This window comes from Herbaspirillum sp. GW821-FHT09A12 (assembly GCF_059418325.1).
In genome coordinates this window covers 273,058-297,643 of the sequence record NZ_JBWKPR010000004.1, presented here as the reverse complement: position 1 = coordinate 297,643, position 24,586 = coordinate 273,058, and the positions used below count along the sequence as shown (strand labels likewise).

At 64.0% G+C, this 24,586-nt stretch carries 23 protein-coding genes; 14 read left to right on the top strand and 9 right to left on the bottom strand.

The window, feature by feature from the left end; translation table 11 throughout:
* Nucleotides 1-15: 15 nt before the first annotated feature.
* Nucleotides 16-1,470, bottom strand: coding sequence for a sensor histidine kinase N-terminal domain-containing protein (locus AC07N6_RS13545; protein ID WP_494781461.1), 1,455 nt, complete (start codon nt 1,468-1,470; stop codon nt 16-18).
* Nucleotides 1,470-2,144 carry a response regulator gene (locus AC07N6_RS13540; RefSeq protein ID WP_494781462.1) on the bottom strand — a complete coding sequence of 225 codons (675 nt, stop codon included), beginning with the start codon at nt 2,142-2,144 and terminating at the stop codon, nt 1,470-1,472. The genes AC07N6_RS13545 and AC07N6_RS13540 overlap by 1 nt, the downstream gene beginning before the upstream one ends.
* Before the next feature lie 299 nt (nt 2,145-2,443).
* On the opposite strand from AC07N6_RS13540, the gene AC07N6_RS13535 reads away from it, so the two are divergent.
* From AC07N6_RS13535 to AC07N6_RS13515, 5 genes are all read left to right on the top strand, one after another.
* Nucleotides 2,444-3,406, top strand: a complete 963-nt coding sequence (locus AC07N6_RS13535) for a Bug family tripartite tricarboxylate transporter substrate binding protein (protein ID WP_494781463.1) — start codon at nt 2,444-2,446, stop codon at nt 3,404-3,406.
* Nucleotides 3,407-3,462: 56 nt separating this feature from the next.
* The gene (locus tag AC07N6_RS13530) at nt 3,463-4,569 is read left to right on the top strand and encodes an ABC transporter substrate-binding protein (RefSeq protein WP_494781464.1); all 1,107 of its coding nucleotides are present in this window, start codon (nt 3,463-3,465) and stop codon (nt 4,567-4,569) included.
* A gap of 152 nt (nt 4,570-4,721) precedes the next feature.
* A complete protein-coding gene (locus AC07N6_RS13525; RefSeq protein ID WP_494781465.1) occupies nt 4,722-6,533 on the top strand; it encodes an ABC transporter permease in 1,812 nt (603 codons plus the stop codon).
* A 126-nt stretch (nt 6,534-6,659) separates the two neighbouring features.
* Nucleotides 6,660-7,757 carry an ABC transporter ATP-binding protein gene (locus tag AC07N6_RS13520; protein WP_494781466.1) on the top strand — a complete coding sequence of 366 codons (1,098 nt, stop codon included), beginning with the start codon at nt 6,660-6,662 and terminating at the stop codon, nt 7,755-7,757.
* Nucleotides 7,758-7,984: 227 nt separating this feature from the next.
* Nucleotides 7,985-9,058: a porin gene (locus AC07N6_RS13515; protein ID WP_494781467.1), complete on the top strand. Its 1,074-nt coding sequence runs from the start codon at nt 7,985-7,987 to the stop codon at nt 9,056-9,058.
* Nucleotides 9,059-9,175: 117 nt separating this feature from the next.
* On the opposite strand, the gene AC07N6_RS13510 is transcribed toward AC07N6_RS13515, so the two are convergent.
* The gene (locus tag AC07N6_RS13510) at nt 9,176-9,754 is read right to left on the bottom strand and encodes a disulfide bond formation protein B (RefSeq protein WP_494781468.1); all 579 of its coding nucleotides are present in this window, start codon (nt 9,752-9,754) and stop codon (nt 9,176-9,178) included.
* A gap of 11 nt (nt 9,755-9,765) precedes the next feature.
* Nucleotides 9,766-9,924 (bottom strand): DUF5993 family protein, encoded by a 159-nt coding sequence (locus tag AC07N6_RS13505; RefSeq protein ID WP_494781469.1) that lies wholly within the window; start codon nt 9,922-9,924, stop codon nt 9,766-9,768.
* A 202-nt stretch (nt 9,925-10,126) separates the two neighbouring features.
* On the opposite strand from AC07N6_RS13505, the gene AC07N6_RS13500 reads away from it, so the two are divergent.
* On the top strand, nt 10,127-11,092 hold the full coding sequence (locus AC07N6_RS13500; protein WP_494781470.1) for a 3-hydroxyacyl-CoA dehydrogenase NAD-binding domain-containing protein: 966 nt from the start codon (nt 10,127-10,129) through the stop codon (nt 11,090-11,092).
* Nucleotides 11,093-11,143: 51 nt separating this feature from the next.
* Here AC07N6_RS13500 and AC07N6_RS13495 read toward each other — a convergent pair whose 3' ends face one another.
* Nucleotides 11,144-12,049, bottom strand: a complete 906-nt coding sequence (locus AC07N6_RS13495; protein ID WP_494781471.1) for a LysR family transcriptional regulator — start codon at nt 12,047-12,049, stop codon at nt 11,144-11,146.
* Nucleotides 12,050-12,184: 135 nt separating this feature from the next.
* Between AC07N6_RS13495 and AC07N6_RS13490 the strand changes: the two genes are divergently transcribed.
* The 8 genes from AC07N6_RS13490 to AC07N6_RS13455 all read left to right on the top strand — a co-directional run bounded on the left by AC07N6_RS13490 (nt 12,185) and on the right by AC07N6_RS13455 (nt 20,830).
* On the top strand, nt 12,185-12,619 hold the full coding sequence (locus tag AC07N6_RS13490) for a PACE efflux transporter (protein WP_494781472.1): 435 nt from the start codon (nt 12,185-12,187) through the stop codon (nt 12,617-12,619).
* A gap of 182 nt (nt 12,620-12,801) precedes the next feature.
* Nucleotides 12,802-13,413 (top strand): superoxide dismutase, encoded by a 612-nt coding sequence (locus AC07N6_RS13485; RefSeq protein WP_494781473.1) that lies wholly within the window; start codon nt 12,802-12,804, stop codon nt 13,411-13,413.
* A 123-nt stretch (nt 13,414-13,536) separates the two neighbouring features.
* Nucleotides 13,537-14,175 (top strand): FMN-binding negative transcriptional regulator, encoded by a 639-nt coding sequence (locus tag AC07N6_RS13480; RefSeq protein WP_494781474.1) that lies wholly within the window; start codon nt 13,537-13,539, stop codon nt 14,173-14,175.
* Between the two features lie 251 nt (nt 14,176-14,426).
* Entirely contained in the window at nt 14,427-14,633 is a 207-nt protein-coding gene (locus tag AC07N6_RS13475; protein WP_494781475.1) for a hypothetical protein, read from the top strand.
* Between the two features lie 240 nt (nt 14,634-14,873).
* Entirely contained in the window at nt 14,874-16,736 is a 1,863-nt protein-coding gene (ilvD, locus tag AC07N6_RS13470) for a dihydroxy-acid dehydratase (RefSeq protein WP_494781476.1), read from the top strand.
* A gap of 174 nt (nt 16,737-16,910) precedes the next feature.
* Nucleotides 16,911-17,429 (top strand): sigma-70 family RNA polymerase sigma factor, encoded by a 519-nt coding sequence (locus AC07N6_RS13465; RefSeq protein WP_494781477.1) that lies wholly within the window; start codon nt 16,911-16,913, stop codon nt 17,427-17,429.
* Nucleotides 17,429-18,274, top strand: coding sequence for a FecR family protein (locus AC07N6_RS13460; protein WP_494781478.1), 846 nt, complete (start codon nt 17,429-17,431; stop codon nt 18,272-18,274). The genes AC07N6_RS13465 and AC07N6_RS13460 overlap by 1 nt, the downstream gene beginning before the upstream one ends.
* Before the next feature lie 138 nt (nt 18,275-18,412).
* Nucleotides 18,413-20,830, top strand: coding sequence for a TonB-dependent siderophore receptor (locus AC07N6_RS13455; protein WP_494781479.1), 2,418 nt, complete (start codon nt 18,413-18,415; stop codon nt 20,828-20,830).
* Between the two features lie 22 nt (nt 20,831-20,852).
* Here AC07N6_RS13455 and AC07N6_RS13450 read toward each other — a convergent pair whose 3' ends face one another.
* From AC07N6_RS13450 to AC07N6_RS13435, 4 genes are all read right to left on the bottom strand, one after another.
* On the bottom strand, nt 20,853-21,731 hold the full coding sequence (locus AC07N6_RS13450) for an NAD(P)-dependent oxidoreductase (RefSeq protein ID WP_494781480.1): 879 nt from the start codon (nt 21,729-21,731) through the stop codon (nt 20,853-20,855).
* A complete protein-coding gene (locus AC07N6_RS13445) occupies nt 21,728-22,051 on the bottom strand; it encodes a putative quinol monooxygenase (protein ID WP_494781481.1) in 324 nt (107 codons plus the stop codon). The genes AC07N6_RS13450 and AC07N6_RS13445 overlap by 4 nt, the downstream gene beginning before the upstream one ends.
* 8 nt (nt 22,052-22,059) lie before the next feature.
* On the bottom strand, nt 22,060-23,409 hold the full coding sequence (locus AC07N6_RS13440; RefSeq protein WP_494781482.1) for an NAD(P)H-dependent oxidoreductase: 1,350 nt from the start codon (nt 23,407-23,409) through the stop codon (nt 22,060-22,062).
* A gap of 227 nt (nt 23,410-23,636) precedes the next feature.
* Nucleotides 23,637-24,557: a LysR substrate-binding domain-containing protein gene (locus AC07N6_RS13435; protein WP_494781483.1), complete on the bottom strand. Its 921-nt coding sequence runs from the start codon at nt 24,555-24,557 to the stop codon at nt 23,637-23,639.
* Between the last annotated feature and the right edge of the window lie 29 nt (nt 24,558-24,586).

Sequence of the window (24,586 nt, the reverse complement as noted above, 5' to 3'; positions counted from 1 at the left end):
GCGCCCGCGGGAGTCTTACAGCCGCACCTCGATCACCCCGGGAAAGGCGACGCGCACCATCAGCCCGCCGCCTTGCGGCGCACGTTCGAGCACGATGTCCGCGCGGTGCAGGGTGGCGATCTCGCGCACGATGGACAGTCCAAGGCCGGTGCCGGAGGGGTTGATGTGCTGCGTGGCGCTGGCGCGGTAGAACGGTTCGAAAACGCGCCCGCGCTCGATGTCGGCGATGCCGGGGCCGTTGTCTTCCACTTCCAGCAGTGCGCGCGTGGCCCGGCCGGGCTCGCTGGCGGCATACACGCGCAGCGTGATGCGTCCGCCCGCGGGCGTGTAGCGGATGGCGTTGTCGAGCAGGTTGACCATCAGTTCATGCAGCAGCGAGGCATTGCCGTCGATGCGGATGTCGCCTTCGCTTTCGAAGGACAGTTCGATGCGGCGCATCACCGCCTGTTGCGACAGCTCCAGCGCCACCTGGCGTATCGCATCGGTCAGCGAGACCGGCGCCGTGCCGCCTTCGGCGGCGCCGTGTTCGGCGCGCGCCAGCGTCAGCAAGCGGTTGGCCAGGTGCACGGTGGCGTCGGTGGTGCGCGCCATGCCTTCGACCAGTTCCCGCAATTCGGCCGGATCGTGCTGCCCGCGCCTGAGTTCGCGCAAGCTCAGCTCGGCCTGGGTCTTCAAGACCGTCAGCGGCGTGCGCAACTGGTGCGAGGCGTCGGCGATGAAACGGCGCTGGCCGGCGATCAGCGTTTGCAACCTTTCCATGTAGCCGTTCATGGCCAGCACCAGCGGCTGCATTTCCTTGTGCACCAAGGCCGGATCGAAACCGGAGAGGTCGGTCGGCGCGCGCGATTCGACTTCGCCGCGCAACTGCATCATCGGGCGCAGCACGAAGCGCACCGCGATCCACGCCAGGAGCGCCGCCACGGTGACCAGCGTGCCCTGGCGCCACAGCGTGTCGAACAGGATCTTGCGCGTCATGCCATGGCGCGCATCCATGGTTTCCCCGACCTGGATCAGCACGATGCCGCGCATGCTGTCGTCATACACCGGTTGCAGCAGCGCGGCGATGCGGATCGGCTGGTTGTGGTAGTCGGCCTGGTAAAAACGCACCAGCGCCGGATAGGCTTCCGAGCGTTTGACCTCCGGCGGCACCGGCGGCAGGTCGTCGTAGCCCGACACCAATTCGCCGTTCAGGCCGGTGACTTTGTAATAGATGCGGCCCAGGGTGTCGGTTTCGAAACTGTCGAGCGCCACATAGGGGACGTCGGCGATGACCTGGCCGTCGACGATGGAAACGCGTTCAGCCAGCGCCCGGGTGGACGCCAGCAGCGAGCGGTCGTAGGCCAGGTCGGCCACTTCCAGGGCGTTGTAGTAGACCGAGACGGCGTCCAGCGCCACCAGCAGCGTCAGCGGAATCAGCAGCCAGCGCAGCAATTGCCCGCGCAGGCTGCCCAGTTTCGCGTGCGCGGCCATCACACTGCCTGCAACAGGTAGCCCAGGCCGCGCAAGGTGGTGATGGAGACGCGTCCGGGGCCGGCATGTTCGAGTTTCTTGCGCAGGCGATGGATGTAGATTTCGATGGCGTCGACGCTGGCGCTGTCGTCCAGCGAAAACACCTGCTGGAACAATTTCTCCTTGGGCACCGTATGCCCGTGGCGCGCCAGCAGCGCTTCCAGCACCGCATGCTCGCGCGGGGTCAGCGCCAGCAATTCGCCGCCGTAGCTGAAGGTGCGCGAGACGGTATCGAAGCACAGTGCGCCGCAGCTGACGGTGACCCCCTCATTGTTTTGCGTGCGGCGCAGCAGCGCCTTCACGCGCGCTTCCAGTTCTTCCAGTTCGAATGGTTTGGCGAGATAATCGTCGGCGCCCAGGTTCAGGCCGTTGACGCGGTCGGCCAGCCCGCCGCGCGCGGTCAGGATCAATACCGGCGAGCGGCTGCCGCGCGCGCGCATGCGCTTCAACACCTCCAGGCCATCCATCTTGGGCAGCGTGAGGTCGAGGATCACCAGCGCGTATTGCTGCGTCAGCAGCAGGCTGTCGGCGTCGGCGCCATTGCATGCGCATTCCACGCTGAGGTGGGCATCCCGCAAGGCTTTGGAAATCCAGCGAGATAGTTCGACATGATCTTCTACCAGCAAGATGCGCATGATATTGCCTTGTTAGAATATTGTTGATGCGGTGCCGGAATGTTGTCGATACGCATCCGGCCTGCCCCCAGCGCGGATGTTAACAGATGCATGTGGAGGTTTGAAATGCATGGATGGCAACTGCGGAAATCACGTATCGGAATTTTTTACATCGGGCGTTTCATTGAAAGCCGACTGAAAGACTTTTCTTGTAGGATCAGTCAAATCCAAAAAAAATCAAGCCGGAGACAAGACCATGAAATATTTCCTCGATTCCCGATATTGCACGAGTGCCTGAGCGGTACAGCCGCAGACATGGCATGAAAGCAAGCAGCCTGCGCATCCTGTTGATGGCATGCCTGTTGGCATGCGCGGCGCCGCGTGCGTTTGCGCTGGAATGCATCGTGCCGGCCAAGCCCGGCGGCGGCATGGATGTCACCTGCAAGATGTTGCGCAAGGTTTTCCAGGCGGAGGCCGGGAAAGAACCGGTGAAACTGAGTTACTTGCCCGGCGGCATCGGTGCGGTGGCGTGGAGCTCGGTCGTGTCGAAGCGGCGCGGCGGGCCCGATGTGCTGGTGACGTTTTCCGGCGGTTCGCTGCTCAACCTGGCGCAAGGAAAATACGGCAAGGCTTCGGTGGATGACGTGCGCTGGGTGGCTGGCGTGGGCATCGATTACGGCATGATCGCGGTACGCAGCGACGCTCCCTGGCGCAGCCTGCGCGAACTGATGCAGGCGATCCGTAAGGATCCGGCCAAGACGACGGTGGGACTGTCCGGCACGGTGGGCAGCCAGGACTGGCTGAAGATGGCCCTGATCGCCGGCCGCGCCGGCATCGAGCCCCGGCAGTTCCGCTTTGTGGCGCTGGAGGGCGGCGGCGATTCTTTCGCCGCCTTGCAGGCAGGGCACGTGCAGGTGATTTCGGGCGACGCGTCGGAAGTGGCGCACTTCATCGCCGAAGGCCAGGTGAGGATCCTGGCGGTGCTGTCGGAGCAGCGCCTGCCGGGGCCGTTGCAGGGGGTGCCCACCGCGCGCGAACAGGGGTACGACGTGGTGTGGCCCATCATCCGCGGCTTCTACATGAGCCCGCATGTGCCGGAGGCGGATTACCGGCGCTGGGTGGATATATTCGACAAGGCGATGGCCGACCCGGCCTTCGACCGACAACGCAGTGCCAGCGGCCTGTATCCCTTTGCCATGACCGGCAAGCCGCTGACGGATTACATCGCGCAGACCGTTGCGCAGTACCGCAAGCAGTCCCAGGAGCTTGGGCTGGTTCGTTGACCAGGCGCTTTCCGGCGCTTCGCAACCAGCCCCCATTTCAATATCAAGGAGAACACATGTTGCATAAACGTCGCCTGAGCGTCGCGCTCAGTCTCGCCCTCGCTTTGCCTGTCGCTTTTACAAACGCCGCTTTTGCGCAAGTGCCGGCCGGCTATCCGGCCGACTATGCCAAGACCATCGAGGGCGCGAAGAAGGAAGGCAAGGTGGTGATCTACAGCACCACCGATTCCAAGGCCGCCGAATCGCTGATCAAGGATTTCGGTGCGCTCTATCCAGGCGTGAAGGTCGAATACAACGACATGAACTCGACCGAGGCGTACAACCGCTTCATCTCGGAAGCGGCCGCCGGCGGCGCCACTGCCGACGTGATGTGGTCGTCTTCGATGGACCTGCAGGTCAAGCTGGCGTCCGAGGGCTACGGTCTCACCTACAAGTCGCCCGAAGCCGCCGCCGTCCCGCATTGGGCCAACTGGAAAGACACCGCCTACGGCACCACATTCGAACCGACTGCCATTGTCTACAACAAGCGCCTGGTGACGGAAGCCGAAGTCCCGACCACCCACGCCGATTTCACCAAGCTGCTGACCACCCGGCAGGACAAGTTCAGGAACAAGGTCACCACCTACGACATTGAAAAATCCGGCGTGGGTTTCAGCCTGATGACTTACGACCTGAAGCTGAATCCGCAATTCTGGGATTTCGCCCGCGCCATGGGCGGCGTCGGGGCGCGTGTGCAGTCGTCCACCGGCACCATGCTGGAACGCATCTCTTCGGGCGAAAACCTGATCGGCTACAACGTGCTCGGCCCCTATGCGCTGATGCGCGCCAAGCGGGATCCGTCGATCGGCGTCGCTTTCACCACGGATTACAACCTGGTGCTCTCGCGCGTGATCTTCATCAACAAGTCGGCCAAGAACACCAATGCGGCCAAGCTGTGGCTGGATTACATCCTGTCCAAGCGCGGCCAGACCATCATCGCCAATGACGCGCAACTGTTCGCCATCCGCGGCGACGTCACCGGCGCGACCACCTCGGCGGAGTTGAGCAAGCAACTTGGCGCGGCCTTGAAGCCGATGCCGGTGTCGACCGAATTGCTGGAATATCTGGACCAGACCAAGCGCCTGGCATTCCTGAAGCAGTGGAAAGAAGCCACCAAACGATAAGGCGGCCCGCCAGCCGCAACGGGTGTCGCCGTTGCGGCGATTTTCAACCGAGGGATCTGCATGGAGCGCGGCTGACCGTGGCTCCGTCGCCGCCGCCGCGCCTGTCACATGGCAAAGCGGCGCAAGCGGATTCCGGTTTTTCGAGCTGAATCATGCAAACAACTACATCGCTGTCTCGTAGCGAAAGCGTGCCGATCAAGCGGCTCCTGCGCCTGAACTGGCCGCGCGGCCTGGTCGTCACGCTGGCCGCACTGGTCATCTTCGTGCCGCTTTTCCTCATTGTGTACCAGAGTTTCCTGTCGGCGCCGTTCTTCGCGCCGGTCAGGCAACTGACCTTCGATTCCTATCGTTTCATTTTCGATGACCCGGACTTCCGCCAGGCCTTCGTCAACGGCTTCACATTGGCCACCGGCCTGGCCCTGATCGCGGTGCCGACGGGCGGCATGCTGGCCTTCCTGATGGTGCGCACCGATCTGCCCGGCCGCAACTGGATCGCCCCGGCATTGCTGGTGCCCATCTTCGTTTCGCCCATGGTGATCGGCTTCGGCTATGTGGTGTCGATGGGGCCGGTGGGTTTCTATACGGTGTGGGTCAAGGAGCTGCTGTCGTTCTTCGGTTTCGAGGGCGAACCGTGGAACATCTATTCCTTCACCAGCATCGTCATCATTGCCGGCCTGACCCACGTGCCGCACGTTTACCTGTACGCCTCCTCGGCGCTCAAGAGCCTGGGATCGGATGTCGAGGAAGCCGCCCGCGTGGCCGGCGCCTCGCCGCTGCAGGTCGCGCTGAACGTGTCGCTGCCGATGATCATGCCGGCGCTGGCCTTTGCCGGCGTGCTGGTGTTCTTCCTCGGTTTTGAAGTGTTCGGCCTGGTGCTGGTGCTGGGCGATCCGGAAGGCCACCTGGTATTGCCCACCTACCTGTACAAGCTGACCAACAAGCTGGGCACGCCTTCCTACCACCTGATGGCGGCGGTGGCGGTGTGCCTGGTGGCGGTGACCATGCCGCTGGTCATGCTGCAGCGCTGGCTGCTGCGTTCGGCCAACAAGTACGTGGCGATCAAGGGCAAGGGCTCGCGCCAGAAACCGCTGCCGCTGGGCAAGTGGCGCTGGGTGGCGTTCGCGCTGATCGCGGCATGGCTGCTGTTTACGGTGGTGATTCCGCTGTCCGGCATCGCGCTGCGCACGTTCGTCTCGCATTGGGGCCTCGGCGTGCATTTGCTGGATGTGCTGACATTGCAGAACCTGCGCGATGTCTGGGACCAGCCTTCGCTGGTGCGCGGCATCGTCAATACGGTCGCCATCGGCGTCATCGGCGGCGCGTTTGCGGTGGTCTTCTACACCGCCATCGCCCTGGCGATGCACCGCAAGCAGGATGGCATTACCCGCTTCCTCGACTACAGCGTGCTGGTGCCCCGTGCGGTGCCGGGCCTGCTGGCCGGCCTGTCCTTCCTGTGGGTGTTCCTGTTCGTGCCGTCGCTGCTGGAATCGGTGTTCAAGGGCAGCGATAACTTCTTCGCGCTGTGGATGGTGGACAGCTTCATCCCGACCATGCGTTCGCTGCGCTCGACCATCTTCTCGGTCTGGCTGGCGTACACGGTGGTGTGGATGGCCTACGGCCTGCGCCTGATCAATGCCGCGCTGCTGCAGGTCGGGCCCGAGCTGGAAGAGGCGGCGCGCGCGGTCGGCGCGCCGCGTGCGAGGGTCACGCGCGACGTTACCATCCCGCTGGTGCGCTATGGCCTGATCGGCGCCTGGCTGATGGTGTTCCTGATCTTCGAACGCGAATACTCCACCGGCGTCTACCTGCTCTCGCCTGGCACCGAGGTGATCGGCTCCCTGATCGTCTCGATGTGGGCCGCCGGCGCCGTCGACCTGGTGGCCGCGCTGTCCTTCATCAACATCACGCTGGTGGCCGTGGGCCTCGGCATCGCGCTGCGCTTCGGCGTCAAGCTGCACGACTAGGAGTCGCTAACAAAACGCCGCTGGCGGCGTTGCTTCTCCCTGTCGTACTTCTGTACTTTCGTACTGCCTGCGTCGGCGCGCCTTGCCACCGACGCTTTGTTAGCGACTCCTTATAAAGGAAACATCATGTCTGAACTTTCCGTCAACGACCTGCACCTGGACTACGGCACCGGCGCCCACGCCAACCCCATCCTCAAGGGCGTCTCGATGCAACTGCAGCGCGGTGAAGTGGTGGCGCTGCTGGGCCCCTCCGGCAGCGGCAAGACCACGCTGCTGCGCGCGGTGGCCGGGCTGGAGTCGCCCAAGGCCGGCACCATCGATATCGCCACGCGCCGCGTGTACGATGGTTCGCGCAACTTCGAAATGCCGGCCGAGGAGCGCAACCTGGGCCTGGTGTTCCAGTCCTACGCGCTGTGGCCGCACAAGACGGTGTCGGAAAACGTCGCCTACGGCCTGAAGCTGCGCAAGGTATCGTCCTCCGACATCGCGGAGCGCGTGAAGGCGGTGCTGGCGCAACTGGGGCTGGGCCACCTGGGTGAGCGTTACCCGCACCAGCTTTCCGGCGGCCAGCAGCAGCGCGTGGCGATCGCCCGCGCGCTGGTCTACAACCCGCAGGTGATCCTGCTCGACGAGCCGCTCTCCAACCTCGACGCCAAGCTGCGCGAAGAAGCGCGCGCCTTCCTGCGCGAGCTGATCGTGCGCCTGGGCCTCTCCGCGCTGATGGTCACCCACGACCAGGGCGAGGCGATGGCGATCTCGGACCGCATCCTGCTGTTGAACAACGGCCGCATCGAGCAACAGGGCACGCCGCAAAGCATGTACCAGACCCCCGACACCCTGTTCACCGCCGAATTCATGGGCAGCAACAACAAGCTGGCCGCACAAGTGGTCAGCCGCGAGGGCGACCGGGTCACGCTCAAGCTCGATGGCGGCACCGCGACGGCGACCCTGCGCGGCAACCCCGATGCCGCGCCCGGCAAGGACGTTACCGGCATCATCCGCGTCGAGCAGGTGCGGGTCTCCGACCAGCAGGCCGACAACGCCATCCGCCTGCCGCTTTCTACCTGCATGTACCTGGGCGACCGCTGGGAGTGCCTGTTCAAGGCCGGCGACCTTTCCGGTTCCGGCAACGGCGCGGTGGTGTTGCGCGCCTACGCCCCGCAGCGGCTGGAGCCGGGCGAGTACTGGCTTTGCCTGCCGGAGCAGGCGCTTTGGGCTTTCTGATCCATCCGCTGTCAAGAGGATGAAGTGGGGGCGCGCGGCCACAAGTCGCCGCGTCCGCCACGGCAACATGCAAGGCCGGCGACACCAGCAGTGCAAACGGCAACACGCAATAACAAGCAATAACAAGCAAATTGCAAATAGGCAAACAACAACAAGCCGCAGCAGTCCCCACTGCATGCGATATGCGGCGAAGACCATTACAACAGCTTTCAACCAAGGAGATTACAGTGCAGAAGAAACATTTGGCGGCCGCGGCAGCGGCTACCGCATTTGCCGCCGCCGGCGGCGCCGTCCAGGCCCAGAGCAGCGTCACCGTCTATGGCTTGCTCGACACCGGCCTGGAGTTCGTCAACAACGCCGGCGCCAAGGGCGGCAGCGTCACCCGCCTGTCGTCGGGCAACATGAATACCTCGCGCATCGGCTTTCGCGGCAGCGAAGACCTGGGCGGCGGCCTGAAAGCCATCTTCCAGCTGGAAAACGGTTTCAAGCTGGACACCGGCAACTTCGACGGCGACGCCAACCAACTGTTCAACCGCCAGTCCACCGTCGGCCTGGAGGGCGGCTTCGGCCGCGTGGTGGCGGGCCGTTCGTACACCACCACCTATGACTTCATCCTGCCGTTCGACCCGATGGGCTATTCGGCCAATTATTCGTGGGTCACCTCGGCCGGCGCCACCGGCGGCCGCAAGGATGGCATGCTCTCCAGCGCCTCCAACCTGATCAAGTATCAGGGCGAATTCAGCGGCGTGAAGATCGGCGCGACCTACGCCTTCGGCGAAGTGGCCGGCAGCCAGAGCGAGGGCGCCAAATACGCCCTCGGCCTGGGATATGGCAACGGCCCCTTCTCGTTGGCGGCGACCTACGATCGCAACAACAGCACGGCCGCGGCCACCGGCGGCGCCTATGACAAGGCCACCTCCGCCCACCTAGCCGGCGGCTACCAGGCGTCCGATGCGTGGAAGCTGAACCTGGGCTACCGCTACTACAAGAAGACGCTGGCCTCGGGCGCGACCGACCTGCGCAGCGATATGTTCTGGGGCGGCGGCAGCTACAAGATCACCCCGGCGATGACCCTGATCGGCACGGTCTACTATCAGAACATCAAGAACGTGACCAACGATGCCGATCCAATCATGTACTCGTTGCGCCTGAAGTACGCGATGTCCAAGCGCACCGACCTGTACGCCAGCACCGCGTATGCCAAGGCCAAGAACAACCAGCTGGTCGGCCTGTCGCGCGACGAGTCCGGTTTTGGCAACAGCCAGTTCGGCCTGACGCTGGGCATGCAGCACCGCTTCTGATGAAGGAAACGCATGGCGCCAGCGCGCCATGCGTGAGCAGTATTATGAGTAGTCTTGAGCCGTTGGACTTGATGCCGGCGCAAAAGGAACCCACCGGTTCTTTTTGCGCCGGTTTTTTTATTTGCCGAGCAGCAGGTAGTAAGTGGGATTGTCTGCGCAGGCGCCGGCGCCGCATTCAAGCACCGTCGAGGCCAGGTTGCCCGCCACCAGCAGCAGGAACAGCAGGCAAGCCAGTTTGCCGCCGGCCGATTTCCATGCCGGGAAGCGGGTTGGCATTTCCCAGCTCTTGAGCATCAGCAGTGCGGCGATGCCGGCGATCGCCGCCAATGAAGCCAGCGCGGCCAGCGTATAGAAATGCAGCCCCATGAAAGTCGAACCGTAGCCGGCGTCGCCCGGCGCGATGTGCAGCAATACCTGGCGCAGCGCGATGCCGCCGGTGACTAGCGCGCCGGCCAGCGCGACGCCGTAGTGCGCGCTCCTGACGCCGAAGCGCACGTTCATCATCAGGCCGATGCCGGTCAGGATCAGGCCGGCGCGTTGCAGCAGGCACAAGGGGCAAGGGAGTTCGTTGTGGGCCAGCTGATAATAAAAGGCGATGCCCAGCGCGGCGCAAATGGCCAGCAGCCCCAGCACGTTCAATATGTTGCCGCCGGAAGTGGCGCGGTCGCGGGAAGAGGACAGGATGGGTCGGTTCATGGCGGCCTGCCTCAGAAGGAAAGGTTGAGCGCGCTGTTGGCGTGGAAGCTGAACCAATACAGCGTCACGCACAGGGTGCATAGCCACAGCGCGAAACTGAACGTCCTCCAGCCGATCACGATGCCGATCGCGGCCAGCAGCGCCAGCAGGAAGGGAAGGTACATGAACATGGGAATGCCTTTGTTTTGATTGTTGTCTATGGGGCGGTTCGTTTGTGCGCGATGATAGCGTAAAGATGGCTGTTGGCAGGTGATAAGCTGCAGTCTTTTCGGAGGACGGGCGCAATTTTTGCGCGGGCAGCAGGCGTCTTCTTGTCATACCGATAATCAAGCCGGCCGGCCCGTCCGATGGCCGCCAACAGAGGAGAGGCAAATGCAGCAAACAGGCGACACGCCAGGCACAGGCGAAATCAAGCGTATTGCCGTGGTCGGCACCGGTGTGATCGGCGCCAGCTGGGTCGCGTATTTCCTGGCCCGGGGCCTGGACGTGGCGGCCACCGACCCCATGCCCGAGGCCGGGCAGAAATTGCGCGAAGCCGTCGCGCGCCATTGGCCCAGCCTGGAAACACTGGGTTTGGCGCCGGGCGCATCGCTTTCCCGCCTGCGCTTTTTCGAGAAGCTGGAAGATGCGCTGCAAGGCGCCGATTTCGTCCAGGAAAACGGCCCCGAGCGCGAAGACCTGAAGACCGACCTGTTCCGGCGCATGGATGCCGCTTTGCCGGCGCAGGTGATCCTGGCGTCGAGTTCATCGGGCCTGCTGATGAGCAAGGTGCAGGCCGCCTGCCGCCATCCCGAGCGCGTGGTGCTGGGCCATCCCTTCAACCCGCCGCATTTGATCCCGCTGGTGGAAGTCATCGGCGGCCAACTGACCTCGCCGGCAGCGGTGCAAGGCGCCATCGACTTCTACGCCGCCATCGGCAAGAAGCCGATCCATGTGCGCAAGGAGGTCAAGGGCCATATCGCCAACCGGCTGCAGGCGGCATTGTGGCGCGAAGCCTTCCACCTGGTGGAGCAGGGCGTGGCCAGCACCGAGGATATCGATACCGCGATTGCCTACGGGCCGGGATTGCGCTGGGCGCTGATGGGGCCGTACCTGAACCTGCACATGTCCGGCGGCGAGGGCGGCATCAAGCATATGCTGGACCACCTGGGGCCGCCGATCGAGAGCTGGTGGGCCGACCTGGGAACGCCGGCGATCACCGATGCGCTGAAGCAGACTTTGCAAGCGGGCGTCGAACAGCAGATGCAAGGCATGACGTCGGCCGAGGTGGCGTCCGAGCGCGACCGGTTGCTGGTGAAGTTGCTGGCGTCCAAGGCGGAGTCGACGATATTGCCTTGATGATTGTGGTTCCATGAATCCCGATCCCGGCGCAGGCCGGGATCCTGCGGGTCATTTCCCCTTGCGCCTGCTCGGCGCCATCTCGCGCATCAAGGCGATGAAGCGTTGCGCCCCCAGCCCCAGCGGCTTGTCCTTGTTCCACACCACGTCCACCCACAGCCGCAACTGGTTGCTGATGTTGTCGAAGTCGATGGCGGCCAGCGCGCCCGAGTCGATTTGCGGCTGCACCAGGCTGTGCGGCAGGTAGGCCCAGCCGAGTCCTTCGCGCACCAGCGACAGCGTGGCCAGGTGGTTGTCGGTGCGCCAGATCTGGCGCGCCAGGAAAAAGCGCGGGTCGGAGACGCTGGCATCGCGGCTGGCCACGGCGATCTGGCGGATGTCGTACAGGTCTTCGTAGCGCAGCTTGCGTTTCTTCGTCTTCAATGCCGGATGCTGCGGCGAGATCACCGCCACCAGCATCTCGCTGCTGAATTCCTGGAACGCCTCGCGGTCGTTGCCGGCGTGGCGCTCGAACACCAGCGCCAGCTGCGCGCAGTCTTCGTACAGCATGCGCATGGCATCGGCTTGCGGCGAAGACAGCACCTCCACTTCCAGCGACGGAAATTCCTCGGCCAGCACCGCCAGCGGTTTGGCCCAGGGCACCGACAACAGTTCGGGGGCGACGGCCAGCGTCAGCTTGCGTTCCAGGCCCTGGTGCATGGCCAGCGCATGGGCGTCGAGCTGGCGCAGGGTGCTGGCCAGCAGGCGCGCGTCCGGCTCCAGCGCGCGCGCCATGTCGGTGGGGCGGGCGTCGCGCGCGGTGCGGTCGAACAGCACCAGGTCCAGTTCGGCCTCCAGCTGGCTGATGGCCATGCTGACCGCGGAGGGAACGCGTCCCAGCATGCGTGCCGCGGCCGAGAAGGAACCGCCGTCGAGCACCGCCAGGAAGACTTTCACATTGTCGCTGGAGAAGGCCATGTTGTCTTTTTGGTTATCAATAAAATTGAAAGAAGCTGACTTCTTCTATCAGTAATTAAACCATAAAATTCTTCCCGTACCCAAGGCCGTCCCATCTCATGGCAGGCGGCCCGCAATCCAATCAGGAGAGTTTCCATGCAAGGTTTCAAACGCAAATTCGTCTACGCCTGTATGTTCGAGCTGCTGGCGATCGGTTTCACCACCTTCGGCCTGGCGGTGATCGCCGGCCATGACAGCGCCCATTCGACGGCGGCGGCGGTGGCCTCGTCGACCATCGCCTTCATCTGGAACTTCATCTTCAACGGCATCTTCGAGCGCTGGGAAGCGCGCCAGGCCAAGCGCGGCCGCAGCTTTGGCCGCCGCATCGCGCATGCCCTCGGGTTCGAGAGCGGGCTGGTGCTGATGCTGGTGCCGCTGTTCGCCTGGTGGCTGGATATCGGCCTGTGGGATGCCTTCGTGCTGGATATCGGCCTGATCGTGTTCTTCATGGTCTACACCTACCTGTTCAACCTCGTGTTCGACAAGGTGTTCGGCCTGCCCAGCTCGGCCATGCCGGCCCCCCAGACCTGATCCGGGGGAGCCCCTGCTGGCGACAGGGGCAAGTCTTCCGCATTTGCCTCTAGAATGGAATCTTTCCATCCTTTGGGCTTCACCTGAAGAGCGGACGCCACCACGTCCATCGCCACCCACTCGGCAGCCTCCGAACCCGGCCATCTCCATGGCCGGGACATTTCACATCACGGAGCAATGCCATGCCTTATTCCCTGCCAGCCCTTCCCTATGCCTACGACGCGCTTGAGCCGCACATCGATGCGCAGACCATGGAAATCCACTACACCAAGCATCACCAGACCTACGTCAACAACCTTAACGCCGCCGTGGCCGGCACCGAATGGGAAAGGCTGACGGTGGAGGAACTGGTCGCGCGCGTCAAGGACGTGCCGGACAACCTCCGCGCCGCCGTGGTCAACCAGGGCGGCGGCCATGCCAACCATGCGCTGTTCTGGACGGTGATGGCGCCGGGCGGCGGCGGCAAGCCGGACGGCAAGCTGGCCGTCGCCATCGATGCCGAGCTGGGCGGTTTCGATGCCTTCAAGGAAGCCTTCACCAAGGCCGCGGTATCGCGCTTCGGCAGCGGCTGGGCCTGGCTGTCGGTGACGCCGCAAAAGAAACTGGCGGTCGAAAGCAGCGGCAACCAGGATAGCCCGCTGATGGGCGGCAACACCCCCATCCTCGGCCTGGACGTGTGGGAGCATGCCTACTACCTGCGCTACCAGAACCGCCGGCCGGAATATATCGGCGCGTTCTACAACGTCGTCAACTGGCCGGAAGTGGCGCGCCGCTATGCGGCGGCTATCGGTTAACATGATTCCGATCCAATGAGTCCAATGAGATTGGAGAAAACGGGCTTTGATATTGAATGAATCCCGTTTGACGCCGTCATCGTTGCCATCCGTCACCACCCAGCCTATTTGCCAGGAGCCGCCATGTACGTACCCGCCCACTTCGATGAACCGCGCACCGAAGTCCTGCACCAGATGATCGCCAGCCACCCGTTCGGGGTGCTGGTCTCGCATGGCGCAGGCGGGCTGGATGCCAACCATCTGCCGTTCCACCTCGACCCGGCGCAGGGTGCGCTGGGTACCTTGCACGCCCACGTGGCGCGCGCCAATCCGCTGTGGCGTGAGTTGGCCGATGGCGACGAGGTGATGGTGATCTTTTCAGCCGGCGACGCCTATGTCTCGCCCAACTGGTATCCCAGCAAGCATGAGGCCCATCGGCAGGTGCCGACCTGGAACTATATGGTGGCGCATGCCCACGGCCGTATCGTCATCCGCGACGACGAGCGCTACGTGCGCGGCGTGGTGGCACGGCTCACGCGCACCCACGAGGCGGCGCAGCCGGCGCCGTGGAAGATGTCGGACGCGCCGGCCGATTTCATCGACACGATGCTCAAGGCCATCGTCGGCATCGAAATCGAAATCACCCGCCTGGTCGGCAAGCGCAAGCTTAGCCAGAACAAGGAGTTGCGCGATATCCTCGGCGCCGGCGAGGCGCTCAACGCCAATGGCAGCTACGCCGTCGGCGATCCGATGCTGGCTGAAGCGGCGGCCAGGGAAAAATAAATCCGTTGATGTCACGTTCGCCATGCAACGTGGCGAACGCCGCCGGCCCTGCGTCCTTTTGCCGTGTGCCTATATCGCTGATAGATTTAGAAGGTACTTACTTCCATTGATGAAATGAGTCTTAATATTGACAAGCCCTAAACATTCATCGGCTTCTCCCATTGAATGAGACTTTGTCGCTGGTGGATACGCAAGCGAGCCCCCATAATAGGCGCCACAAGTTTCTAACTTCTAACAGCGAGGAGTCCGACGTGGCCAGAAAATCCATCCCCCAGGGAAGCAGGCAGGATCCAGGCTTCATCCGTGATCCGGACGGTTTCATCAACGTGCCGGTCAGCAAGGAAACCCGGGAACAGCTGCATGCGCTGAAAGTCAGCATGCAGGTTGCCAGCCAGGCAGAAGTGATCGAAAAGGCCATCGCCATCGTGAGCGCTATCGACGCCGCGGTACGCAAATGAACGCCATCGGCCATTGCCGGCGATGGCAGTACCCTGAAATGCAACCCTGACAATCACCTGTTTGCGACCGCGCCAGGAAGGGCAATGCCCTTCCTGGCGGCTTTCTTGAGGCCTGTTGTTATCCGGCCTTAGTAATATCCCGGGCGAATCACAGGGCATTGAATAATATATTGGACAACTGGAGCCGCCCACGGCACCCTAGTGCTCCTTTTCGTTCGCCGCTCTGAGGAGACACCCAACATGCCTACCTACCGTTCCTATACCACCACCCAAGGCCGCAACATGGCGGGCGCCCGCGCATTGTGGCGCGCCACCGGCATGAAGGATGGCGATTTCTCCAAGCCCATCATCGCCGTGGTCAACTCGTTCACCCAGTTCGTGCCGGGCCACGTGCACCTGAAGGACCTGGGCCAGCTGGTGGCGCGCGAGATCGAGGCGGCCGGCGGCGTAGCGAAAGAATTCAACACCATCGCCGTCGATGACGGCATCGCCATGGGCCATGACGGCATGCTGTACTCGCTGCCCTCGCGCGACCTGATCGCCGACTCGGTGGAGTACATGGTCAACGCCCACTGCGCCGACGCCATGGTGTGCATCTCCAACTGCGACAAGATCACCCCGGGCATGCTGATGGCCGCCATGCGCCTGAACATCCCCGTGATCTTCGTCTCCGGCGGCCCGATGGAAGCCGGCAAGGTCATCAAGACCGTCAATGCCGACAAGAAGATCATCAAGCTGGACCTGGTCGACGCCATGATCCAGGCCGGCGACCAGAACATCTCCGACGCCGACGTGGCCGAAGTCGAACGCTCGGCCTGCCCCACCTGCGGCTCCTGCTCCGGCATGTTCACCGCCAACTCGATGAACTGCCTGACCGAAGTGCTGGGCCTGTCGCTGCCGGGCAACGGCACCATCCTGGCCACCCACGCCGACCGCAAGGAACTGTTCCTGCGCGCCGGCCGCCAGATCGTGGAACTGGCCAAGCGCCACTACGAGCAGGACGACTACTCCATCCTGCCGCGCAACATCGCCACCAAGGCAACCTGGGAAAACGCCATGACCCTGGACGTGTCCATGGGCGGCTCCACCAACACCGTGCTGCACCTCCTGGCCGCCGCGCATGAAGCCAAGGTCGAATTCACCATGGCCGACATCGACCGCATCTCGCGCAATGTGCCCTGCCTGTGCAAGGTGGCGCCGATGACCAACAAGTACCACATCGAAGACGTGCACCGCGCCGGCGGCATCATCGCCATCCTGGGCGAGCTGGCGCGCGCCGGCCTGCTGGACACCTCGCGTCCCACCGTGCACAGCAAGACCCTGGGCGAGGCGATCGAGAAATACGACATCCGCGTCACCAGCGACCCGGCCGTGCACAAGCTGTTTCGCGCGGCGCCCGGCGGCGTGCCCACGCAAACCGCGTTCTCGCAGGAAGAGCGTTTCGAGACCAGCGACCTGGACCGCGCCAACGGCTGCATCCGCGACCTCGAGCACGCTTACTCGAAGGACGGCGGCCTGGCGGTCCTGTACGGCAACATTGCCGAGAAGGGCTGCATCGTGAAGACCGCCGGCGTGGATGAAAGCATCCTCAAGTTCTCCGGCACCGCGCGCGTGTTCGAAAGCCAGGACGCCGCGGTGGAAGGCATCCTGGGCGACCAGGTGCATGCCGGCGACGTCGTCATCGTGCGCTACGAAGGCCCCAAGGGCGGCCCGGGCATGCAGGAAATGCTGTACCCGACCTCGTACATCAAGTCCAAGGGCTTGGGCAAGGCTTGCGCGCTGTTCACCGATGGCCGTTTCTCCGGCGGCTCCTCGGGCCTGGTGATCGGCCACGCTTCGCCGGAAGCGGCCGAAGGCGGCGCCATCGGCCTGGTGGAAGAGGGCGACATGATCGACATCGACATCCCCAACCGCACCATCAACCTGCGCATCTCCGGCGACGACCTGGCCAAGCGCCGCGCCGCCATGGAAGCGCGAGGCGACAAGGCATGGCAACCGGGCAATCGCGAACGCGTGGTGTCGCAGGCATTGCAAGCCTATGCCGCACTGACCACCTCGGCCGACCGCGGCGCAGTGCGCGACTTGTCGCAGCTCAAGCGTTGATGCAAACGCTGATGCAAGCGTGAGCGCTGGAAGAAACCCGCCTGAAGTTCAAGGCGGGTTTTTTTTCGCGGTTGCGGCGTATCGCGGACCCAGGGAAAAGTCTAAAGATTCGTATAATAATGATTATCATTTATAATTTTGGCGTTTTCCACACAATCCGCCGGTACCTCCCTCTTGCAGCGCGACCCTTCTCCAGGACTGATTTCCGCACTGGTTCATCACTACGATGAACTGGTCGATCATTTGCGCCGCCGCTTCGGCGACAAGGGGTTTGCGCGCGACGTGATGCAGGATGTCTGCGTGCAACTGCTGGAGCAGCCGCCGCAAACCGCGGTGCATACGCCGTTCGCTTTCTTGCGCCGCGTTTCCACCCACCTTGCGATCGATCGCTATCGGGTCGAAGAAGGCCGCCGCGCATTGGTCGAGCCGGTGGCCGAGCTGCCCGATTATGCCGCCGAGGCCCCCAGCCACGAAGATCGCCTGGAAACGCACCAGAACCTTGACGTGCTGATTAATGTTATCGAGAATCTTCCGCCACGATGCCGGGAGGTTTTTATCATGCACAAGATCCACCAGATACCGCAGGCGCAGGTTGCCGCGCACCTGAACATCTCCCGGCAAATGGTGGAGAAGCATCTGCGCGTGGGCATGGCCGCATGCCGCGCCAGACTGCAAGCGGACGAAAGAAACTGATGCGCATCGGGCAGGATCAACCGCAAGAATCCCAGCACGCCGAGCAGGCCATCGCCCGGCATCGCGATGTGCTGATGGCGCGTTTTCCCTTGCCGCCGGCTTCCGTCGCCAAGCCGCGCCGGCGCGGCCAGCTCGCGCTGGCGGTGGTGGTCGCGGCCGGCGCCGCCGTGCTGTGGGCCGATCCCGCCTATCGTACCGACCATCTGTCGACGGCGGTGGGGCAGCAACTGACGGCCGAACTGGCCGACGGCAGCCGCATCGTCCTCAATACCGATACCCGCCTCGATATCGCCTGGCACCTGCGGTCGCGCCGCGTGCAGCTGCATGCCGGGCAGGCCTTGTTCGACGTCGAGCACAAGGCCTATCGTCCTTTCACGGTGGCGGCGGGCGATACCCGCGTCACGGTGGTGGGCACCATGTTCGATGTCTGGCGCAAGCCGGCGTCGGTACAGGTCACGGTGCTGCGGGGGCAGGTCAAGGTGCAGGGCGGCGGCGCGCCGGTCTACCTCACCGAAAACCAGCAGGCGCAGGCCGTCGGGCAGCAGGTTCCGGCGGTGGCGGCGGTGGATGCCGTCGCGCAGACCGTCTGGAAAGACGGCAAGCTGATGTTCGACCGCACGCCGCTGCGCGACGCCTTGCAGGAAATGCAGCGCTACATCGGCACCCGCATCGCGCCGGTGGACGATGCCTTGGGAAGCCTGCGGGTGTCGGGCGTGTTCGATACCGCACGGGCCGACGCCATGCTCGATCTTCTGCCGTCGATCCTGCCGGTGGCCGTGGCGCGTGATGGCAACAATAATGGCAGCGATAGCGGCAACGGTGTTATCCGCATCAAGGCGCGCTAGATCACCGGCGCTGCGCTCCAAGTGTAAAAATAAATAAAAATATTTCTCAATATGGGTTGGGTAATCCCCGGGCTGGTTCGGCTATCTCCATAAGAACCTGTGAACAGGTTCTAAGAGCCATTTTCAAGGAGACTACCCGTGCACCGCTTTACACCTTCGGCAGCGCCGCGCCGTTGCGCCTTGCTGCGCCTGAACGTCCTGGCTGCCGCCATCCTGCTGGCCGCGTCATCGTATGCCCAGACCGCCAGGGTCAATGTCGATATCCCGGCCGAGCCGCTGGACCGGGCGCTCAATGCCCTGGCGCGGCAAACCGGTATCCAGATCTTCTTTGCCAGCGGATTGGCCAAGGAGCGCACCGCGCCGGCGCTCAAAGGCAGCTACACCGCGCGCGAAGCGCTCGACCGGTTGTTGTCCGGCAGCGGCCTGGAGGTGCGCGAACAAGCCGACAAGACCTTCACGCTGCAAGCCGCCGACCTCTCCAGCAACGAGGCCCAGCTGCCGGCCGTGACCGTCAGCGGCGAACGGGAAGAAAGCGCCTACGGCCCGGTCCAGGGGTATGTCGCCACGCGCAGCGCCACGGCGACCAAGACCGACAGCGCGATCCTGGAAACCCCGCAATCGATCAGCGTCATCACCCGCGAGCGCTTCGAAGCCCAGGGCGCGCAAAGCGTGAACGAGGCCCTGCGCTATAGCGCCGCCGTCTCGTCCTACGGCGCCGGGACGCGTTCGGACTGGTACACCGTGGTGCGCGGTTTCGTGCCCAGCGTGTACCTGGACGGCCTGCAATTGCCGACCACGATCAACCTCGCCAGCTGGCGCGTCGACCCGTACCAGCTGGAGCGCATCGAATTGCTGCGGGGGCCGGCGTCGGTGCTGTATGGCCAGGGCGACCCGGGCGGCACCGTGAACATGGTGTCGAAGCTGCCGACGGCGACGCCGCTGCATGAAATCGAAATGCAGATCGGCACCGACGCGCGCCGCCAACTGGCGGGCGACTTCAGCGGCAAGCTGGATGAGGACGGCAAGCTGCTGTACCGTTTCACCGGCCTGGTGCGCGACGGCAACCTGCCGCTCGGCCCCTTCAAGGACCAGCGCCTGATGCTGGCGCCGTCGCTGACCTGGATGCCCGATAGCGACACCACGCTGACCTTGCAGGCCACCTACCTGCGCGACCGCACCAACTCGTCGGACAGTTTCCTGCCGGCGGCGGGAACCATCCTGCCCAATCCCAACGGCAAGATCTCCAGCACCCTGTTTACCGGCTCGCCGGATTGGGACCGCTATGTCAAAGAGCAGTACTCGTTCGGTTACCTGTTCGAGCATCGCTTCAACGATACCTGGACCGTGCGCCAGAACCTGCGCTGGAGCAAGGTCAAGCTGGACGACCAGATGACCTACGGCGTCGGCCTCGACCCGGCCGACGCCACGCAAAGCACCATGCTGCGCGATGCCTACCTGGCCAAGTTCGATTACTACCGGCTGGCGCTCGACAACCAGGCGCAAGCCAAATTCTCCACCGGCGCCATCGCGCATACCGCGCTGGTGGGCGTGGACGTCCAGCGCCAGCGCAAGAACAGCCTGGAATATGACGTGTTGATCCCGGGTTCCTTCAATCTCTATCATCCGGTCTATCCCCGCTTCGATACGTCCATCTTTGACGGCGCCACGCCGGACAGCGCGGTGGCCACGCAAGAACAGGTCGGCGTGTACCTGCAAGACCAGGTCAAGTTCGACCGGCACTGGATCCTGACCGTGGGCGGGCGCAAGGACTGGGCCCGGAGCGTGGTCGACGACCTGGTGGCGGGCACCTCGCAATCGCAAAAGGACAGCGCCTACACCGGCCGCATCGGCCTGGTTTACCTGGACGAATCGGGGCTGGCGCCTTACATCAGCTATTCGACTTCGTTCATGCCGGAGCTGGGCCGCGATTCGTCCAACAACATGTTCAAGCCGACGACCGGCAAGCAGCTGGAAGCCGGCGTCAAATACCAGCCCGGCAGCGGCAAGACTTCGATCACCGCATCCGTGTTCGAAATCAAGCAGCAGAACGTGACCACCACCGACCTCAACGATCCCAGCGGCAACAGCTATGTGCAGACCGGCGAGGTGCGCTCGCGCGGCTTCGAGCTGGAAGCGCTGGCGGAGATCAACCGCAACCTGAACGTGATCGCCAGCTATACCTACCAGGATGTCAAGAACACCAGGACCAACGACCCGACCACCCTGAACAAATGGCCGATCGATATTCCGCGCCCGCGCCAGATGGCTGCGCTGTGGCTGGACTACACGCTGCGCGGCGGCGCGCTGTCGGGGTTGGGGTTCGGCGGCGGGGTGCGTTACGTCAGCAGCAATGCCGGTTCGCCGGACAACTCGCTGAGCATTCCGGGCTACGCCTTGTTCGATGCGGCGCTCCACTACGACTTGCCGAGCTGGCGCTTGTCGCTGACCGGCAGCAACCTGTTTAACCGCGACTATGTCACCGGCTGCTATTACGATGCGCGCTGCATCTACGGCAACGGCCGGCAGGTGCTGGCGACGGCGCGTTACCGCTGGTAAGGCGCTCGATGCGGATAGACGGCTAGGCCGGCAAGCCTTGCCTTCTCCGCAGTTCCCGGATGATGCCGCTATGGTCCAGTTCCCCATCGCCATGCTCGACCATGTCGCCAAACAAGCGGTCGGCCTGGTTGAGCATCGGCAGCGACAAGCCCACGCTGTGTGCGAAGGCGGTGGCGGTGCGGGTGTCCTTGAGCTGGTACTTGGCCGGGCCGCCGGGCGTGAAGTCCGAGGCGATCATGCGCAGCGCATGCTGGCGCAGGATGGTCGAGTCGGCGAAGCCGCCCAGTAGCGCCTCGCGCACCTTGGCGACGTCGGCGCCGCCATGTTCGGCCAGCAGCATGGCTTCAGAGACGCTGGCGATGTTGGCCGCCACCATCATCTGGTTCACCAGCTTGGCGAGCTGCCCGCAGCCTGCCGGGCCGACATGCGTGGGCCGGCCCATCAGCGCCAGCAACGGCTGCGCGGCGTCCCAGGCCGGCGCCGCGCCGCCGGCCATGATGGCCAGCGTGGCTTCCCTGGCGCCCTTTTCCCCGCCCGAGACCGGCGCATCCACATAGAGCACGCCCTGTTCGCCGGCCGTGGCCGCCTGCCGCCGCGCCGTCTCCACCGGGATGGAACTCATCACCACCAGTAGCGCGCCCGGCTTCATGGCGGCGATCAGCCCGTGTTCGCCCAGCAGCAATTCGTCGCAGGCCGGGCCGGAACTGAGCATGCAGACCAGGGCGTCGGCATCGCGTACCGTGTCCGCTGCGGCGGGCATCAGCTGCGCGCCCAGTGTTGCCAGCGGCGCGGCCTTGGCCGGCGTGCGGTTCCAGGCCTTGACCGTCAGCCCGGCGCGCAGCAGGTGGCCGGCCATGGGCAAGCCCATGATGCCGGTGCCGATGAAGCCGATAGTCTTCATGCGGGGCTTCCTTCCCAGTGCCGGTGCATCTGGCCGAAGCGCACCGGCAACTCGCGTACCACCAGTGCCGGGAAACCGGCCTGGAAGCGTTTGAGGTGGGGCGTGTCGAGATGCAGGTCGAAGGCGCGCCGGTGGTCGTACAGTTCGTAGAACAGCACGTGGTTGGTGCCGTCGAGCCGCACCACATCGAAGCGTTGGCAACCCGGCTCGCTGTTGACGGAATGATGGGCATCGTCATGCGCCAGCGCGAGAAAAGCCGCCATGCAGGCCGGCTTTACCTCGAACTCCGCGATGACGGCAAATGCGTCTGCGTTTGCCATGTGTACCCCTAGCGGACGTTGCCGCGCGCCTGGTTTTCCATCTCGCGGCGCAGCGCCACCACATCCAGGTCGTTGAGCAGTTCCACGTCCTCGAAGCGCACCACGGTGTCCTTGGCGACGGCGCGCTTGAGCTTGACGTTATGCGCCAGGCCGATCGGCAAGGCGCCGTGGGCCAGGCTCCTGGTCGCGGGAATGGCGTTGGCCCAGACCGCGTAGCCGCCTTCGCCGTCGAGGAATTCGCCCGGCTTCAGGTCGCGCTTGGCGGTGGCCACGGCATCGCCGCGGAACTCCTTGGAGCAGCCGGTCGATTCACCGCGCAGCACGGCCGACAGCACGCTGATGCTGGTTTCCAGGCCGATCATGTGGAACGGGCGCCACATCGAGCCGTACCAGCCCGACTTGTCGACCAGCAGGCCGTATTGCTTGAAGCAGGCGCGCGCATATTCGGTCGGCGCCTTGAAGGTGACGAACACGCCGTAGCGGATATTGTTGAACACCTCGCGGCCATCGGGCTCCTGGCTGGCGGCGATGTCGACCAGGCCGGCGCGCGGCAGGCGGCCGCCTTCGGATGCCGGCTTGAACACGCCGGCCAGGTCGTGCAGGCCGGTCGGCGGAAACGCCAGGCCGTCATCCGGGCAATCGAGGCCGGTGCCGTTGGCCACCGCCGCCATTTCGATCGCGGCCTTGGTGCCGTCGGTGAAGGAGTTGTACATCTTGGGGTTGAAGTCGCCCTTGGCCACTTCTTCATCGGTCCAGCCGAAATAGCTCCAGACGGTATCCGGCGTCGAGTAGCGATAGCGCGGCTCGAAGTTCATGCCCTTGCCGGCCGAGACCAGCTCGAAGCCGCACGAGCGCACCCAGTCCACCAGTTCGCAGATGATGGCCGGCTGGTCGCCGTAGGCCATGCTGTAGACCAGGCCCTTAGCCTTGGCGCGCGCCGCCAGCAGCGGGCCGCACATGGCGTCGGCTTCGACGTTGACCATCACCACATGCTTGCCGCCGTCGATGGCCGAGAGCGCATGGCGCACGCCGGCGATCGGATGGCCGGTGGCTTCGATGATGCATTCGATCTCTTCGCAATCGGCCAGCGCGGCGGCGTTTTCCAGCACGCAGGTGGTGCCGTTCTTGACGGCTTCGCCCAGGCTTTTGGCGGCGTAGCGTTCCTTGGGCCAGCCCACGCGGTTGAGCGCGGCATGCGCCTTTTCGACGTTGAGGTCGGCCACGCCGACCACATGCATGCCTTCGATGTGCTGCGCCTGGGCCAACACCATGGAGCCGAACTTACCGGCGCCGATCAGGCCGACGCGCACCGGGCGGCCGGCGGCCGCGCGCTCGCGCAGCAAGCTGTACAAATTCATGTCAATTCCTTCTCGTAATGTGCGGCGGCCCGATGCGTGAAGCGTCATGCGGGCGCCGGATGCGACTGACTCGTCAAAGCGGCAGGGATGGGTTCCTTGCCGTGTCTCCTTTTTGCGGGGCGGCTGCGGTGTGAAGCGACGACGCAGCCAACCCGTGCAAAAAAGTTTAATCAGCGCATCTTGTTAAAACAATTAACATTTACGATGGGAATGATTAGTTTTTCTAATTATTTGGCGCCGGGCATGCCGGGCGGGATGAATTGCTGCGCCTGCCACTGCTTCACTTCTTCCTTGAGCCAGTCCAGGAACAGGCTGACCTTCTTCTTGCGCAGGCTGTCCACCGGGCACACCACCCATTGCGTGGTCTGCGCCACCCGCGGCGGGTGGCGCAATGGGCAAACCAGCGTACCTTCGCGCAGTTCGCGCCACATCATGAGCGAACTTTCCAGCGCCAGGCCGATGCCGTCGGCCGCCGCGTCGATGGCCATGTGGCTGCGGTCGAACAGCACGCGCCGCATCTGGTTCGGCGCACTGAGCTTGTTGAGCGAAAACCAGTAGGGCCATTGCACCTGCGACTTCACCGACTGGATCAGGCGGTGCTGCGCCAGGTCTTCCGCGTTCAGGCTGCCGGGCGCGGCGTAGCCGGGGTGGCATACCGGGAAGAACAGTTCTTCGGTCAGTCCTTCGGTATAGAGCCCCGGCCATTGGCCGCGGCCGTGGCGGATTTCCACATCCACCGTTTCACGCGTGAAATCGGTGACCTCGTTGGTGCCGTTGAGGCGCACTTCGAGGTCGGGATTGGCGTCCAGAAAACCCTTCAGGCGCGGCAGCAGCCACTTGCTCGACAGCGTGGGCGTGGCGCGCACCGTCAGCAGGGTGACCGGCCGCAGGCCGCGGATGCTTTGGGTGGCCTCGGAGATGCGGTCGATCTCTTCGGCGATCAAGGAGAAGTAGCGCTCCCCCGCCTCGGTCAGCGCCACGCCGCGCCCCACTTTCACCATCAGGGACGTGCCCAGGTGCGTCTCCAGCGCCTGGATCTGCTGGCTGACGGCCGAGGGCGTCACATTGAGCTCGTCGGCGGCCGCCGAAATGCTGCCGGAGCGGGCGGCGGCGTGGAATACGCTGATGGCGCGGAGCGGCAGATACATACGCTAATCCTTTAAATTTTCTAAAGATT

What these genes read in the sequence shown, in the direction of transcription:
- AC07N6_RS13545 (WP_494781461.1), bottom strand. Translation starts at nt 1,470, where the DNA reads ATGGCCGCGCACGCGAAACTGGGCAGCCTGCGCGGGCAATTGCTGCGC.
- AC07N6_RS13540 (WP_494781462.1), bottom strand. Translation starts at nt 2,144, where the DNA reads ATGCGCATCTTGCTGGTAGAAGATCATGTCGAACTATCTCGCTGGATT.
- AC07N6_RS13535 (WP_494781463.1), top strand. Translation starts at nt 2,444, where the DNA reads ATGAAAGCAAGCAGCCTGCGCATCCTGTTGATGGCATGCCTGTTGGCA.
- AC07N6_RS13445 (WP_494781481.1), bottom strand. Translation starts at nt 22,051, where the DNA reads ATGGCAAACGCAGACGCATTTGCCGTCATCGCGGAGTTCGAGGTAAAG.
- AC07N6_RS13450 (WP_494781480.1), bottom strand. Translation starts at nt 21,731, where the DNA reads ATGAAGACTATCGGCTTCATCGGCACCGGCATCATGGGCTTGCCCATG.
- AC07N6_RS13440 (WP_494781482.1), bottom strand. Translation starts at nt 23,409, where the DNA reads ATGAATTTGTACAGCTTGCTGCGCGAGCGCGCGGCCGCCGGCCGCCCG.
- AC07N6_RS13530 (WP_494781464.1), top strand. Translation starts at nt 3,463, where the DNA reads ATGTTGCATAAACGTCGCCTGAGCGTCGCGCTCAGTCTCGCCCTCGCT.
- ilvD (WP_494781476.1), top strand. Translation starts at nt 14,874, where the DNA reads ATGCCTACCTACCGTTCCTATACCACCACCCAAGGCCGCAACATGGCG.
- AC07N6_RS13510 (WP_494781468.1), bottom strand. Translation starts at nt 9,754, where the DNA reads ATGAACCGACCCATCCTGTCCTCTTCCCGCGACCGCGCCACTTCCGGC.
- AC07N6_RS13485 (WP_494781473.1), top strand. Translation starts at nt 12,802, where the DNA reads ATGCCTTATTCCCTGCCAGCCCTTCCCTATGCCTACGACGCGCTTGAG.
- AC07N6_RS13500 (WP_494781470.1), top strand. Translation starts at nt 10,127, where the DNA reads ATGCAGCAAACAGGCGACACGCCAGGCACAGGCGAAATCAAGCGTATT.
- AC07N6_RS13490 (WP_494781472.1), top strand. Translation starts at nt 12,185, where the DNA reads ATGCAAGGTTTCAAACGCAAATTCGTCTACGCCTGTATGTTCGAGCTG.
- AC07N6_RS13525 (WP_494781465.1), top strand. Translation starts at nt 4,722, where the DNA reads ATGCAAACAACTACATCGCTGTCTCGTAGCGAAAGCGTGCCGATCAAG.
- AC07N6_RS13505 (WP_494781469.1), bottom strand. Translation starts at nt 9,924, where the DNA reads ATGTTCATGTACCTTCCCTTCCTGCTGGCGCTGCTGGCCGCGATCGGC.
- AC07N6_RS13435 (WP_494781483.1), bottom strand. Translation starts at nt 24,557, where the DNA reads ATGTATCTGCCGCTCCGCGCCATCAGCGTATTCCACGCCGCCGCCCGC.
- AC07N6_RS13460 (WP_494781478.1), top strand. Translation starts at nt 17,429, where the DNA reads ATGCGCATCGGGCAGGATCAACCGCAAGAATCCCAGCACGCCGAGCAG.
- AC07N6_RS13495 (WP_494781471.1), bottom strand. Translation starts at nt 12,049, where the DNA reads ATGGCCTTCTCCAGCGACAATGTGAAAGTCTTCCTGGCGGTGCTCGAC.
- AC07N6_RS13480 (WP_494781474.1), top strand. Translation starts at nt 13,537, where the DNA reads ATGTACGTACCCGCCCACTTCGATGAACCGCGCACCGAAGTCCTGCAC.
- AC07N6_RS13520 (WP_494781466.1), top strand. Translation starts at nt 6,660, where the DNA reads ATGTCTGAACTTTCCGTCAACGACCTGCACCTGGACTACGGCACCGGC.